Source organism: Pseudonocardia bannensis, assembly GCF_012911875.1.
In the GTDB taxonomy this organism is placed as follows: domain Bacteria; phylum Actinomycetota; class Actinomycetes; order Mycobacteriales; family Pseudonocardiaceae; genus Pseudonocardia; species Pseudonocardia bannensis.
Genome location: NZ_JAAXKZ010000083.1, coordinates 13500 through 27361 on the forward strand (window position 1 = coordinate 13500; position 13862 = coordinate 27361).

Genomic DNA, 13862 nt, shown 5'->3' on the forward strand with positions numbered 1-13862 from the left:
AAGATTGCCAACCTATCGGCACTTCTGCCGATGGGATGTCGAATTTGCCAACGATCGCCGATGTGGTGCACGCACCGGGGTTGCGGCTCGAGTGCCTCGCCGGCACCCCCGCCGATCAGCCCGTCGACCAGGTCTTCGTGGCCGAGGACCTGCTCGACCTGAGGGCGGCGCCCCCGCGCACCGTGGCGGTGCTCGGTGCCCACGTGTGCGCGGCCGTCGACAGTTACCAGTTCGACGTGGCGCTGCGGCTCGCCGCGGCCCGCGGCGTGGTGGCCCTGGTCCTCGGCGAGGAGGCCGCCCGGCCGCCGACCTCCACCTCGATCGACACAGCCGAGCGATTCGGGGTGGTGATCCTGCGCCCCACCGAACCGGTCAATCTGGCCGATCTGGTCTGCGCCCTCGACACCGCGCTGCGGGGCTCCGCCGAGCTGGCCCTCCGGCGGGCGGTCGTGGCATTCGAGCACGTGACGCTGCGGCGCTCCGCCGATCCGGAGGCGCTGGTCGCCGAGGTCGCCCAGACCGCGGCCGCCGACATCGATCTGCTCGACGAGCCCGATGGGGAGATCGCGTTCCCGGTCGGGCTGGACGAGGACGCCCAGCGCTGGATCGTCGTCCGCGATCCGTCGGCCCGCACCCGGCCGGAGCTGGCGCTGATCGGGCGGCTGCTGGCCACCACGCTCGCACTGGCCGCGCTCGCCGAACGCCGGGCCCGTGAGCTGCCGATCCGATCCCGTGCCGAGCTGCTCTCCGAGCTGCTGGACAGCTCCTCCCGGGGACGTTCGGAGCTGCTGCGCCGGGCCCGGTCGATGGGCCTGCCGATCGACGGCTGGCACCTCGTGGCGCGCATCGAGTTCGGCGACGAGGGGCCGCTGTGGAGCGACGAGGTGGCCGCCTTCGCCGCGCGCGAGGAACTGGGGCGCGTCGCGCTGGACGCGGTGCGCAGCTCCGGCACCTGGCACCTCGCCCGCGCCGAACGCGCGCTGCTGCTGGTCCAGATGTATCGCAGTGATCCCGGCTCCACCGCGGCGGCCGACGCGACCCGGGTGCTGCAGCGGGCGCTGGACCAGGCGATCGGCACGCTGTCGGGGGCGGTGCTGTTCTGCGGTGTGGGCTCGGCGCACGGCGGCCCGACCGGGTTGATCAACTCGGCGGCCGAGGCCAGGGCGGCGGCGACCGCGGTACGGGCGCGGGGCCGCGCGAACACCGCGACCGCGTTCGACGGGCTGGGGCTGCGGCGCACGCTGGTGGAGTGGTATGCCTCGCAGACCGCGCGCAACACCGTCGACACGGTGCTCGCGCCCCTGGACAAGATGGGCCCGACCAAGGCCGCCGAGGCCATCCGGACGCTGCAGGCCTACCTGGACAACCACGGCTCGCTGTCCCGGGCCGCCGCCGAGCTGCACCTGCACCGCAACTCGGTGGCCTACCGGGTCGAGCGGATCTTCACCGAGCTGGACGTCGACCCCGACAACCCGGACGACTGGCTGCTGCTCCAGCTGGCGTGCCGGGCCCGCGGCCTCGTCTGAGCCGAGCCGGGCCATCAGCACTCGATGATGTTGACCGCGAGGCCGCCGCGGGAGGTCTCCTTGTACTTGACCTTCATGTCGGCGCCGGTCTCCCGCATCGTCGCGATCACGTTGTCCAGGCTGACGATGTGGACGCCGTCGCCGTGCAGGGCGAGGCGGGCGGCGTGGATGGCGCGCACCGCGGCCATCGCGTTGCGCTCGATGCAGGGGATCTGCACGAGCCCGCCGACGGGGTCGCAGGTCAGCCCGAGGTGGTGTTCCATGCCGATCTCGGCGGCGTTCTCCACCTGCTGGGGGCTGCCGCCGAGTACCTCGCACAGGGCGCCGGCGGCCATCGAGCAGGCGCTGCCGACCTCGCCCTGGCAGCCCACCTCGGCGCCGGAGATGGACGCGCACTCCTTGTAGATGACCCCGATCGCGGCCGCGGTGAGCAGGAAGCGGACCACCCCGTCGTCGTCGGCGCCGGGCACGGTGCGGTGGTAGTGGTGCAGCACCGCCGGGACGATGCCGGCGGCGCCGTTGGTCGGCGCGGTCACGACCCGCCCGCCCGACGCGTTCTCCTCGTTGACCGCCAGCGCGTAGAGGCTGAGCCAGTCCATCACCTTCAACGGGTCCTCGGAGCCCGCGTCCGCCTGCAGCGTGCGGTACAGGCCGGGGGCCCGGCGGCGGACCTTCAACCCGCCGGGCAGCACGCCCTCGCGCTCGCAACCCCGGCGCACGCAGTCCTGCATGGCCTGCCAGATCCGCAGCAGGCCCGCGCGCACCTGGTCCTCGCTGCGCCAGGACAGCTCGTTGGCCAGCATCACCCCGCTGATGGGCAGCCCGCTGGCGGTGCAGTGGGCGAGCAGCTCGGTGGCGCTGCGGTACGGAAAGCGCACCGGCGTGTCGTCGGCGACGATCCCCCCGGCGTCCCCGCCGCCGAGGTCCTCGCGGACGAAGCCGCCGCCCACCGAGTAGTAGGTGCGGGCGAGCAACTCGCCGCCCGCGACGTCGTGGGCGGCCAGCCGCATCCCGTTGGGATGGCCGGGCAGCGAGCGCCGGCGGTGCAGCACCAGGTCCCGCCGCTCGTCGAAGTCGATCTCGTGGTGGCCCAGCAGCGGCACCCGCCGGGTCCGGCGGATGTGTTCGACCTGCGCGTCGGCGGTGTCGACGTCCACGGTGTCGGGGCGGGCGCCGGTCAGGCCCAGCAGCACGGCCTTGGCGCTGCCGTGGCCGTGCCCGGTCGCCCCCAGCGACCCGAACAGCTCGGTGCGCACGGCGGCTGTCGCGCCCAGCAGACCCTCCTCGGCCAGGCGCTCGACGAACATCCGGGCCGCCTTCATCGGCCCCACGGTGTGCGAGCTCGACGGTCCGATGCCGATGCTGAACAGGTCGAACGCGCTGACGGCCATCACGGCCCGCCGGGTGTTCCGGCCAGCTGCCACTGGCTGCCGGCCGGGTAGACCGGGTGGGCCGCGGCCAGCGCCGCCACCCGCCGACCGAGTCGCTCCGCCACAACCGCGTCGTAGCCGGGGGCCAGGGCGGCCGCGATGATGTCGGCGACCTCGGTGAAGTCCGGTTCGGTGAAGCCGCGGGTGGCGAGGGCCGGCGTGCCGATCCGCAGCCCGGAGGTGACCATCGGCGGCCGCGGATCGAAGGGCACCGCGTTGCGGTTGAGGGTGATCCCGATCGAGTGCAGCCGGTCCTCGGCCTGGCGTCCGTCGAGCGCCGACTCGCGCAGGTCGACGAGGACCAGGTGGACGTCGGTGCCGCCGGTGAGCACCCTGATTCCGGAACGGACCGCGTCGGGCTGGAGCAGCCGCCGGGCCAGGATCCGGGCACCGTCGACCGTGCACTGCTGGCGGCGGCGGAACTCCGCGGACGCGGCGAGCTTGAGCGCCACCGCCTTCGCCGCGATGACATGCTGCAGCGGCCCGCCCTGCTGGCCGGGGAACACCGCTGAGTCGATCTTCTTGGCCAGGGCCTGGCGGCTCAGGATGATCCCCCCGCGGGGCCCGCCGAGGGTCTTGTGCGTGGTCGTCGTGACCACGTCGGCGTGGGGCACCGGCGAGGGGTGCAGCCCGGCGGCGACCAGGCCGGCGAAGTGCGCCATGTCCACCATGAGCAGCGCCCCGACCTCGTCGGCGATGCGCCGGAACGCCGGGAAGTCCAGGTGCCGCGGATAGGCCGACCAGCCCGCGATGATCATCGCCGGGCGGTGTTCCCGGGCGAGCCGGGCGACCTCCGCCATGTCGACGAGGTGGTCGGCGGCGCGCACGTGGTAGGGGAGCGCGTGGTAGAGCTTGCCGGAGAAGTTCAGCCGCATGCCGTGGGTCAGGTGGCCGCCGTGCGCGAGGTCGAGCCCCAGGATGACGTCGCCGGGAGAGAGCAGCGCGGCCAGAACCGCCGCGTTGGCCTGCGCGCCGGAGTGCGGTTGCACGTTGGCGTGCTCGGCGCCGAAGAGGTCCAGCGCGCGGTCGACGGCCAGCTGCTCGGTCCGGTCGACGTGCTCGCAGCCGCCGTAGTAGCGCCGGCCCGGGTAGCCCTCGGCGTACTTGTTCGTCAGCACCGATCCCTGGGCCTGCAGCACCGCGACCGGCGCGGTGTTCTCCGAGGCGATCATCTCCAGGGTGTCCTGCTGGCGGCGCAGCTCCGCCTCGACCGCGTCGGCGACCTCGGGGTCGACCTCGGACAGCGGGCCGTGCAGCAAGCTCACGACCCGGCTCCGGTGTCGGTCAGCGCGCGGTAGGCCTCGGCGTCGAGCAGGTCCGGGGGCAGCGAGGTGATCCGCACCCGCAGCAGCCAGCCCTTGTCGTACGGATCGGAGTTGATCAGCTCCGGGGTCTCGGCGAGGGCCTCGTTGCGTTCGACGACCTCGCCGGTGACCGGAGCGACGAGATCGCTGACCGACTTGGTCGACTCGATCTCGCCGCAGGTCTCGCCCGCGGTGAGCGACGCGCCGACCTCGGGCAGTTCGACGAACACGACGTCGCCCAACGCATCGGCGGCGAACGCGGTGACGCCCACCGTCGCGGGAGAGGTCTCGTCCTCGGCGATCGCCAGCCACTCGTGGTCGGTGGAGTAGCGCAGCCCGTCGGGAATGCTCATCGGATCAGCCAGCCTTCGCGGTCGCGGGGGAGGAGGAGGACGGACGCCGGTAGAAGGGGAGCTCGGCGACCGTGACCGGCTCGTGCCGGCCGCGGATGTCCACGGCCAGGCGGGTGCCGGGGGTGGCGTGGTCGGGGAGGACGTAGGCCATCGCGATCGGATGGCCCAGCGTGGGGCTGGGGGCCCCGCTGGTGATCGTGCCGAGCGTCGCGCCGGTCTCCGGGTCGAGCACGGGGTAGCCGTGCCGGGGTGCGCGGCGGGACTCGCCGACCAGCCCCACGAGCACCTGCCCGGGGCCGGAGACGGAGACCGCGGACAGCGCGGCGCGGCCGACGAAGTCGTCCGGCTTGTCGAACCGCACGACGCGCCCGAGCCCGGCATGGAACGGGGTGACCGCAGCGCTCAGCTCGTGGCCGTGCAGCGGCATGCCGGCCTCCAGCCGCAACGTGTCCCGGCAGGCGAGCCCGGTGGGCACCAGGCCGTGCGCGGCGCCCGCCTCGAGCAGCACCGTCCACAGCGACGGCGCGTCATCGGGCGCGACGAACAGCTCGAAGCCCTCCTCGCCGGTGTAACCGGTGCGGGCCAGCAGGACCGGCCGGCCGGCCACGGTCGTGGCCTGGCTCGCGTAGTAGCGCAGCGCCGGCAGGTCGGCCGCGCACAGCGGCGCGAGCGTGGCCGCGGCGGCCGGGCCCTGCACGGCGATCAGGGCGTACTCCGCCGCGGCGTCGATCACCTCGGCGCGGCGGCCGGCGGCCCGTTCGGTCAGCTCGGTGGTGACGAGCGGTGCGTTGGCCGCGTTGGCCACCACCAGGTACTCCTGCTCGGCGAGCCGGTAGACGATCAGATCGTCCATGATCCCGCCATCGGCCGCGCAGATCATCGTGTAGCGGGCCCGGCCGACGCCGATCCCGGATGCGTCGCCGACCAGGGCCCGGTCCAACGCGTCCGCCGCGCCCGGCCCGACCACCCTGATCTCGCCCATGTGGCTCAGGTCGAACAGGCCGGCGGCGGTGCGCACCGCGTGGTGCTCGGCGAGATCACCGCTGTATCGCAGCGGCATCCGCCAGCCCGCGAAGTCGGTGAATGTCGCGCCGAGCGCCTCGTGCTCGGCGTGCAGCGGGGTGCGCTGCGCCTCGATGGTCGTCACGGTGGACGGTCCTTCCTGCAGATCAGACGGTGGACAGCTCTTCGACCGGTGTCCAGTCCTCGTCCAACCCGAAGGCGCGCGGACCGAACACCTCCAGGGCCTCCGGCGTCCGCATGATCGGCGGGGTGGAGATGGCGAAGATCCGTACCCGCTGGCCGTAGCGCAGGGCCTCGGTGGTGATCGGCGCGGCCGACTCGGCGTCGAGCACCGAGATCAGGTCGGGGACGATGGCCAGCAGGCGCTTCCCGTCGCGGGCCACGAGGTGCTCGTTCTGGAAGGTCAGCTCGACGGTGCGGGAACCGTCGAAGGTGGAGATGCGAGCGGTGCCGCGCACGAAACCGTCCGCGCTGCGCCGCTCGACATCGACCACCTTGCCCTCCAGCAGGACCCGGCCGTGCTGGTAGATGGTGTCGGACAGGCACTCGGTCAGGGCCTCGAAGGGATCGCGGTGCTGCTCGCGCGCTTCCCGGATCACCCGGCCCAGGCGCAGCGCGAGCGACATGGTCCGCGGGATGGCGGTGCGCTTGACCTGCGCCCCGGTCATCGGGTACTCGGCGATGTAGGAGACCCCGCCCATACGGATGGTGGTCCCGCGCGCGTACCACTCCATGCTGTGGTTGTCCGGGCCGGTGTCGATCACGGTGACGTGCTTGCGTTCGTTGCAGATCGCGATCGGCGAGCCGGACACGCCGTACACCCCGAACGTCTCCATCTGGAGTTCGGGAAAGGCACGCCCCATCCCGTCGCCGTCGACCACCGGCAGCCCGGTGCGGGCCGCGACGAGCAGCGGCACCATCGAGTTCAGGCCACCGCACTCCATCGGGATGATGGCGTCGGCGGCGCGGCCGAGGTGCTGTTCGAGGCGGCGCAGCGCGATCACCGGCTCGTCGCCGCCCGGGATCTTCTCGATGACCACCGTCGGGGCACCCATGAAGGCGCTGGCCACGACGAGCGCGTCGTCGTCGACCTCGTCCGGGTCGATCAGCGTGATGGTCCGGCCCCGCTCGAGCTCGGCGGAGACGAGCAGCAGGCCGATGTAGGGATCGCCGCCGCCGCCCGTGCCGAGCAGCGCGGCGCCGCGCGCCAGGTCGGGCAGATCATCGAGCTGGAGGGTGATGGCCATGGGGTTCTCCGAATCAGGGGCGGATGGTGGGGCTGCGGGCGCCGAGGGGACGGGCGGCGTCAGTCGGCCAGCACCAGATCTCCCACCGCCTTGACCCGGATCCGGGTCGCGTTGCCGGGCAGGTAGGCCAGCGGGACCTCGTCGACGTCGACGATCTGCACCGAATCGGGCTTCGCCCCCGCCGCGACCGCCTTGTCGACGGCTTCCTGCTTGGCTTCGTCGAGCAGCCGCTCGCGCTCGCCGGGGGCCATCGAGTACATCCGGTCGACCTCACCGCCGACCTGGGCGATGGCCGCTCCGATGGCGTTCGCGGTGGCGTGGTGCTCGGGCCGGTGGACCGCTCCCACGCCGGGCAGGTCGTCGGGCACGAGGATGCTGCCGCCCCCGACCGCGACCACCGGGGTCGCCTGCGCGCTGGTGCGGACCCTGTCCACCACCGCGCTGATGTCCGCGCCGATCCTGGCCAGCACCGCCTCGACCAGCGAGCGGTCCAGGCCGCGCACCAGGCTGCGGTCACCGATGTCGGCGATGCCGGCGGCCACCGCGATGTCGGTGGCGGTCAGCGTCCGTCCGCCGAAGACGAGCGCGTCCTCGGTCAGCCGGAAGCCGACGCTGTCGGGGCCGACGGTCACCGGGTCCTCCCGGACCCGGCTGCCACCGCCGATGCCCACGGACAGCACGTCGGGCATCCGGAAGTTGGTCCGGATCCCGCTCACGCTGACCTCGGTGCTGGCCTCGTGCGGGAAACCGTGCCGCAGCATCCCGACATCGGTCGTGGTCCCGCCGACGTCGACCACCGCGCAGTCGCGCAGCCCGGAGAGGAACGCGGCACCGCGCATCGAGTTGGTCGGGCCGGAGGCGAAGGTGGCGACCGGGTAGCGGCGCGCATGCTCGACGTCCATCAAGGTGCCGTCGTTCTGGCTGAGGAACAGCGGGGCGTCGATCCCGGCGGCGCTCACCGCGTCGGCCAGACCCCGGCAGATGTGCGTGGCGAGCCCGCTCAGGCAGGCGTTGATGATCGTCGCGTTCTCCCGCTCCAGCAGCCCCATGCGGCCGATCTGGTGCGACACGCTGATCGGGACGTCGGGCAGCAGCCCGCGGAGGATCTCGGCGGCCTCCAGCTCGCACTCGGCGTTGACCGGCGAGTACACCGAGGAGATCGCGATGGCGCGCACGCCGTGCGCGACGATGTCCTCGCTGGCGCGCTCCAGCTCGTCACGGCGTAGCCGCGAGATCATCCGGCCGTCGATCTCGTGCCCGCCGTGGCAGAGGTAGCCCCGGCCCTTGATCGCGGTGACCAGCCGGGCCGGCCATCCCGACATCGGCGGCAGCGCCTCGGTGGCCGGCAGCCCGAGCCGGATCGCGGCGGTGGGCGCCAGGTTGCGCCCTTCGATGATCGCGTTGATGAAGTGCGTCGTGCCGATCATGACCCCCTGCACGGAGGCCGGGTCGTGTCCGGCCGCCGCCTGCAGCGCGGCGAGGGCGGCCGCGATGCCCGAGGTCACGTCCTCCGTGGTGGCGGTCTTGATCTCCGCGAGGACCGTCGAACCGTCGATGAGTACCGCGTCGGTGTTCGTTCCGCCCACGTCAATGCCGATGCGCATCGATTCTCCGATTGCCGTACCCGTTGGATCATGAAGGCGCACCCTGAGTGGATGGCTCGACGACCGACAGTAGAGCCGGGGCAGCGGCAGGGCATTGTGCAGAGTCGACGGAAGATCCCCGAATTTTGTGCTGACTGCCCAGTGGGCCCGGACGCGTCCCGGAGGCGTGGACGGCCGGCGCCGGCCGGCGGCCACGGCGCCGTCCAGGGGCCGGCGTCGGGCGCGCTGCACAACACCGGCGCCGACATTGGCGGATTCACCGGAGATCGGCGGCGCCGAACTGCCTAGGTTCATCGCCACACCGCACCGGTGCGCCGGGCGCACCGGCGGCGTAGCCCGCGTCCCCACCCCGGCGGAGGAGGAAGCCATGCGCGTGACCCGTACGACCCGTCCTGTCCGGGGAGCGGCCCGGTGACGCCGCCGGCGGCCGGCCCCGTCAGCCCGGTCGGGCTGGTCCTGGGCAGTCACATGCCGCCCCAGGACATCGTGCCGATGGCGCGGCTGGCCGAGGAGCTCGGTTTCGGCGAGCTCTGGTTCTCCGAGGACTGCTTCTTCTCCGGGGGGATGGCCGGGTCGGCCGCGGCACTGGCGGCCACCACCCGGCTGCCGCTGGGGCTGGGCATCGTCTCGGCGGCGACCCGGCACCCGGCGATCCTGGCCATGGAGCTCGCGACGCTCGATGTGCTCTTCCCGGGCCGGGTCTACGGCGGTATCGGGCACGGCGTCCCGGCCTGGCTGGACCAGATGGGGCTGATGCCCCCGAAGGCGATGACCGCACTGCGGCAGTGCGTGACCGCGGTCCGGCGGCTGCTCGACGGCGAGGAACTCACCGAGACCGGCCATTTCCACTTCGACGAGATCGCGCTCACGCACCCGCCGGCGACCCGGGTGCCGCTCTACACGGGCGTGGTCAACGAGCGCGGGCTGCGGTTGTCCGGGGAGCTCGCCGACGGCACCGTGCTGTCGACCTTGTCCAGCCCGGCGTACGTGCGCTGGGCCCGGGCCCAGGTCGACGAGGGCGCCCGCCGCGGTGCCGCGCCCGAGCCGCACCGGCTGGTCACCTACGCGTTGTTCTCCGTCGACGCCGACGCCGCGGTGGCCAAGGACGCCGTCCGGGAGTCCATCGCGTTCTACCTGGCCGCGATGCCGGACAACGCGCTCTCGGAGGTCTACGGCATCCGCGACGAGCTGGCCGCGCTGCTGGCCGAGGGCGGCGAGAACGCCGTCGAGCACCTGGCGAAGAACATGCCCGACTCCTGGGTCGAGGACCTGGCCGTCGCCGGGGAACCCGACGAGTGCGCCGCGAAGCTGCGCCGGCTCCTCGACGCCGGTTCGGACTCCGTCGGGCTGTGGCTGTTCCCGGCCGCGGACGCCCACCGCATCGCCACATTGACCGCGCGCGACGTGCTGAGCAGGCTCTGACCGCGCTCCCAGTTCACCCGAGACGGATCGAGGAACACCATGACCTACCGCGTCTTCTTCCTGAACAAGCTGCGCCCCGGCGTCGACCCGGCCGACTACGAGGCATGGATCCGGCGCTCGGACTACCCGATCGTCCGCAGCAGCCCGGGCATCGTCAGCTACGACGTGACCCGCATCGAGGGCACGCTCGACGAGGAGGGCACACCGTCGGTGAACTATCTCGAGGTGATCGAGGTGACCGACATCGACGCGTACCGGGCGACCGCCAAGACCCCGGAGTTCGTGAAGCTCCTCGCGGAGTGGGGGACCTACGTGGAGCTCGACGAGGCCCTGCACGGAGGCGTCATCGAGTGATCGGTGACGGGGCGCCGCTCGTCTCGGTGGGCTGGCTGTGCGTCCGGGACGGCCGGTTGCTCGTGGTGCGCACCCGGGGGCGCGCCGCCTACTACCTGCCCGGCGGCAAGCCCGAAGCCGGAGAGAGCCTGGCCCAGGCCCTGTGCCGCGAGGTCGCCGAGGAGCTGGGCATGACGCTCGTCGCAGCGAGCATCGGCGAGGCGTTCGTGGTGCACGACCGAGCCCACGGCCTGCCCGGTCGGCGGTTGCAGATGCACTGCTACCGGGCGGACGCCACCGGGGAGCCCCGGCCGGGGCGGGAGATCGCGGAAACGGCCTGGGTCGGCGCCGGGGAACGGGACCGATGCGCACCGGCCGTCCAGCAGGTCATCGGGCGACTCCTGCGCGGTGACCCGGACGGGCCGGAGCCCGGCCGGTGACCGCGCCCGACTCGTTGCCCGACTCGTTGCCCGGCTCGATGCCCGACCCGTCGCGGCCCCGCGCCGCGCGCGAGCGGGTCAGCGGGCCAGCTCGGCCAGCAGCAGCGCCTCGGCCAGCACCCCGCGACCGAACATCTGCAGGTCCAGGCTCTCGTCGATGCCGTGCCAGCGGCTGGCCGGGTCGCCGACCCCGGTGACCAGCACCGCGGCGCCGGGGAACGTGCGGGCGAACTCGGCGATGAACGGGATCGAGCCGCCCATCCCGGTCTCCACCACATCGTTGCCGAAGGCCTCGGCGAACGCGCGCCGCGCGGCGTCGTAGGGGCTCCCCACGGTGTGGAGGCTGAACGGGGCGCCCCCGGCGCCCGGAGTCACGGTGAGCTGCGCCCCCCAGGGCACATGCGCCCCCAGGTGCGCGGTGAGCGCGCGCTGCGCGGCCACCGGGTCGTCCCCGGGCGCGATCCGGAGGCTGACCATCGCCCGGGCGCGCGGCACCAACACGTTGGACGCCTGGTCCACCCGGGGCGCGTCGATGCCCAGCACCGCGATCGCGGGCTTGTGCCAGATGCGCTCGGGAATCGAGCCGCAACCGAGCAGCTCGACGCCGTCGAGCAGCCCGGCGTCGGAGCGGAACATGGCCTCGTCCATGTCCGGCGCGTCGGAGCTGCCGTGCACCAGCCCGGGGACGACGACCTCGCCCTTGGCGTCGTGCAGGCTGGCCATCAACCGGCACAGCGCGGTCAGCGCGTCGCCGGCAGGGCCGCCGGACATCCCGGAGTGCACCGGGCGTTCCAGCATCGCGACCTCGACGGTGCAGTCCACCAGGCCCCGCAGGCTGGTGGTGAGCGCCGGGACGTCGACGGCCGGGTTGGCGGCGTCGGCGATCACGATGACGTCGGCGGTGAGGAGGTCGCGGTGCTCGGCCAGCAGCGTGGTCAGGGTCGGGGAGCCGGATTCCTCCTCGCCCTCGATGAACAGGGTGACCCCGACCGGGGGTGTGCCGTGGTAGGCGTGCAGTACCGCGAGGTGGGTCATCACGCCGGCTTTGTCGTCGGCGGCGCCGCGGCCGTAGAGGCGGCCGTCGCGTTCGGTGGGTTCGAACGGGGGGCTGGTCCAGTGCTCGTCGCCGCCGGTGGGTTGGACGTCGTGGTGGGCGTAGAGCAGCACCGTGGGCTGTCCTGGTGGTGGCGGCCAGTGTGCGATCACGGCGGGGGCCCCGCCGTCGGCGGCGACGATGCGGACGCTGGTGGCGCCGGCCCCGCGGGCGAGTTCGGCGACGGCCGCGGCGCTGCGGTGGGTGTCGTCGGCGTGCGCGGGGTCGGCCCAGATGCTGGGGATGCGGACCAGCCGTTCCAGGTCCGCCCGGGCGCCGGCCAGGACGGCGGCGGTCGCGCTCTTCAGGGTCTCTCGCAGGTCCGGCACGAGCGGCGATGCTACGTGGGGGACACCGCCCGATCCCGTCCCGTGGTCGCGCCTCCGGCTCGGGGCGCCTTGACGGTGGCCGGACGTCCGCTTACGGTTCGCGTCGATCCAACTCCACATCGCGCCGCTCGAACCGTTGCGGGAGAGCCCTCGCCCACCCCGGCGAGGCGCCGAAGGAGCAACTCTCCCCAGAATCTCTCAGGCCCAGGTACCGCAACGGCGAGGCGACTCTGGAAAGCGTGCCCGGCGACGGGATCACACGCACCCACGGTGCAAGCCGCCCCACCGGGCGGTGAAGCTCTCAGGTCCGATGACAGAGCGGGGAGGCCGTCCCACCCGGGTCCGCGTGCGCGGCCCACGACCAGGGAGCCTCCCATGACCCGTCCGGTCCCCGGCCCGACCACGGCCCGGTCCGACGCCGATTCGGACTTCGCCCGCCGCCACATCGGCCCGTCCGCCGATGACCAGGCCAAGATGCTCGCCGAGGTCGGCTACGCCTCCCTCGATGAGCTGATCGACGCGGCGGTCCCGGGCGGGGTCCGCTCGGACCGTCCGCTGCGGCTGCCGGCGGCGGTGTCGGAGAGCGAGGTCCTGGCGCAGCTGCGCGACCTGGCCGCGCTGAACAGCCCGGGCGAGCCGATGATCGGCCTGGGCTACCACGGCACCATCACGCCCGGGGTGATCCGGCGCAATGTGCTGGAGAGCCCGGCCTGGTACACCGCCTACACCCCCTATCAGCCCGAGATCAGCCAGGGCCGGCTCGAGGCGCTGCTCAACTTCCAGACGATGGTGGGCGACCTGACGGGGCTACCGATCGCCAACGCCTCGCTGCTCGACGAGGGCACCGCGGTGGCCGAGGCGGTGACCGTCATGCGCCGGGCCGCGCGGCAGCGGCCCGCCCGCCTCGTTCTCGACGCCGACTGCCTGCCGCAGACCATCGCCGTGGTCCGCACGCGATGCGAGGCGGTCGGGATCGAGGTGGTCGTCGCCGACCTCTCCCGCGGGCTGCCCGAGGTCGACTGCTTCGGCGTGGTGCTGCAGTACCCCGGCGCCTCCGGGGCGGTGCGCGAGCTCGCGCCGCTGGTGGCCGCCGCGCACGAGTCCGGAGCCCTGGTCACCGTGGCCGCCGACCTGCTCGCGCTGACCGTGCTCGCACCGCCGGGGGAGTGGGGCGCGGACATCGCGGTCGGCTCCACGCAGCGTTTCGGGGTGCCGCTGGGCTACGGCGGGCCGCACGCCGCGTACATCGCCGTCCGCACCGGGCTGGAGCGTTCGCTGCCGGGCCGGTTGGTGGGGGTGTCCGTGGACGCGGCGGGACGCCCCGCCTGCCGGCTCGCGCTGCAGACCCGCGAGCAGCACATCCGCCGCGACAAGGCCACCTCCAACATCTGCACGGCGCAGGTGCTGCTGGCCGTCATCGCTTCGATGTACGCCGTCTATCACGGCCCCGACGGGCTGCGCGAGATCGCCTCCCGGACGCACCGGCGCGCCGCGGCGCTGGCCGTCCGGCTGCGGGCCGGCGGCGTGGAGATCGTGCACGACAGCTTCTTCGACACCGTGCTGGCCCGTGTTCCCGGGCGGGCAGCAGAGATCGTCGCCGCCGCCGCCGGCCACGGCGTACACCTGCGCGGGGTGGACGCCGATCACGTCGGGATCTCCTGCTCGGAGACCACCACACCGGCCCACCTGGACACGGTCGCCGCCGCCTTCGGGGTCAGCGCCGCCCCGGGCGACCCCGGCGACGGAGCCCTTCCCGCC

At 73.3% G+C, this 13862-nt stretch carries 11 protein-coding genes, 1 pseudogene and 1 riboswitch; of the genes and pseudogenes, 5 read left to right on the forward strand and 7 right to left on the reverse strand.

All coding sequences use genetic code 11. From position 1 onward, the window contains the following. Positions 1-35: 35 nt before the first annotated feature. Entirely contained in the window at positions 36-1526 is a 1491-nt protein-coding gene (locus HF519_RS20015; RefSeq protein WP_211170299.1) for a PucR family transcriptional regulator, read from the forward strand. Between the two features lie 14 nt (positions 1527-1540). Here HF519_RS20015 and HF519_RS20020 read toward each other — a convergent pair whose 3' ends face one another. The 6 genes from HF519_RS20020 to HF519_RS20045 are packed head-to-tail and all read right to left on the reverse strand — an operon-like array spanning position 1541 to position 8487. Beyond that, positions 1541-2917 (reverse strand): L-serine ammonia-lyase, encoded by a 1377-nt coding sequence (locus tag HF519_RS20020; RefSeq protein WP_169414518.1) that lies wholly within the window; start codon positions 2915-2917, stop codon positions 1541-1543. After that, a complete protein-coding gene (gene glyA / locus HF519_RS20025; RefSeq protein WP_169414511.1) occupies positions 2917-4221 on the reverse strand; it encodes a serine hydroxymethyltransferase in 1305 nt (434 codons plus the stop codon). The genes HF519_RS20020 and glyA overlap by 1 nt, the downstream gene beginning before the upstream one ends. Then, positions 4218-4613 carry a glycine cleavage system protein GcvH gene (gene gcvH, locus HF519_RS20030; protein WP_169414512.1) on the reverse strand — a complete coding sequence of 132 codons (396 nt, stop codon included), beginning with the start codon at positions 4611-4613 and terminating at the stop codon, positions 4218-4220. Before gcvH ends, glyA begins: the two co-directional genes overlap by 4 nt. Before the next feature lie 4 nt (positions 4614-4617). Then, a complete protein-coding gene (gcvT, locus tag HF519_RS20035) occupies positions 4618-5760 on the reverse strand; it encodes a glycine cleavage system aminomethyltransferase GcvT (protein ID WP_438826418.1) in 1143 nt (380 codons plus the stop codon). A gap of 22 nt (positions 5761-5782) precedes the next feature. Next, on the reverse strand, positions 5783-6883 hold the full coding sequence (locus tag HF519_RS20040) for an S-methyl thiohydantoin desulfurase family protein (RefSeq protein ID WP_169414513.1): 1101 nt from the start codon (positions 6881-6883) through the stop codon (positions 5783-5785). A 59-nt stretch (positions 6884-6942) separates the two neighbouring features. Further along, positions 6943-8487 (reverse strand): hydantoinase/oxoprolinase N-terminal domain-containing protein, encoded by a 1545-nt coding sequence (locus tag HF519_RS20045; protein WP_169414514.1) that lies wholly within the window; start codon positions 8485-8487, stop codon positions 6943-6945. A gap of 411 nt (positions 8488-8898) precedes the next feature. Here HF519_RS20045 and HF519_RS20050 point away from each other — a divergent pair, with 411 nt between their 5' ends. From HF519_RS20050 to HF519_RS20060, 3 genes are read left to right on the forward strand one after another with little or no spacing between them, the layout of a single operon-like run. Further along, entirely contained in the window at positions 8899-9909 is a 1011-nt protein-coding gene (locus HF519_RS20050; protein ID WP_211170300.1) for an LLM class flavin-dependent oxidoreductase, read from the forward strand. Between the two features lie 39 nt (positions 9910-9948). Continuing rightward, a complete protein-coding gene (locus HF519_RS20055; protein ID WP_169414515.1) occupies positions 9949-10263 on the forward strand; it encodes a RedY/HapK family protein in 315 nt (104 codons plus the stop codon). Beyond that, positions 10260-10682, forward strand: coding sequence for an NUDIX hydrolase (locus HF519_RS20060; protein ID WP_312860227.1), 423 nt, complete (start codon positions 10260-10262; stop codon positions 10680-10682). Before HF519_RS20055 ends, HF519_RS20060 begins: the two co-directional genes overlap by 4 nt. Before the next feature lie 78 nt (positions 10683-10760). Here HF519_RS20060 and HF519_RS20065 read toward each other — a convergent pair whose 3' ends face one another. Further along, positions 10761-12104, reverse strand: coding sequence for a dipeptidase (locus HF519_RS20065; RefSeq protein WP_312860228.1), 1344 nt, complete (start codon positions 12102-12104; stop codon positions 10761-10763). A 129-nt stretch (positions 12105-12233) separates the two neighbouring features. Next, positions 12234-12328: riboswitch (glycine riboswitch) on the forward strand. 151 nt (positions 12329-12479) lie between these two features. Here HF519_RS20065 and HF519_RS20070 point away from each other — a divergent pair. Beyond that, positions 12480-13862: pseudogene (locus tag HF519_RS20070) on the forward strand (glycine dehydrogenase); the annotation flags it as partial.

Coding starts and splice junctions, on each gene's coding strand:
- HF519_RS20015 (WP_211170299.1), top strand. CDS start 36: ATGTCGAATTTGCCAACGATCGCCGATGTGGTGCACGCACCGGGGTTG.
- HF519_RS20020 (WP_169414518.1), bottom strand. CDS start 2,917: ATGGCCGTCAGCGCGTTCGACCTGTTCAGCATCGGCATCGGACCGTCG.
- gcvH (WP_169414512.1), bottom strand. CDS start 4,613: ATGAGCATTCCCGACGGGCTGCGCTACTCCACCGACCACGAGTGGCTG.
- HF519_RS20040 (WP_169414513.1), bottom strand. CDS start 6,883: ATGGCCATCACCCTCCAGCTCGATGATCTGCCCGACCTGGCGCGCGGC.
- HF519_RS20045 (WP_169414514.1), bottom strand. CDS start 8,487: ATGCGCATCGGCATTGACGTGGGCGGAACGAACACCGACGCGGTACTC.
- HF519_RS20055 (WP_169414515.1), top strand. CDS start 9,949: ATGACCTACCGCGTCTTCTTCCTGAACAAGCTGCGCCCCGGCGTCGAC.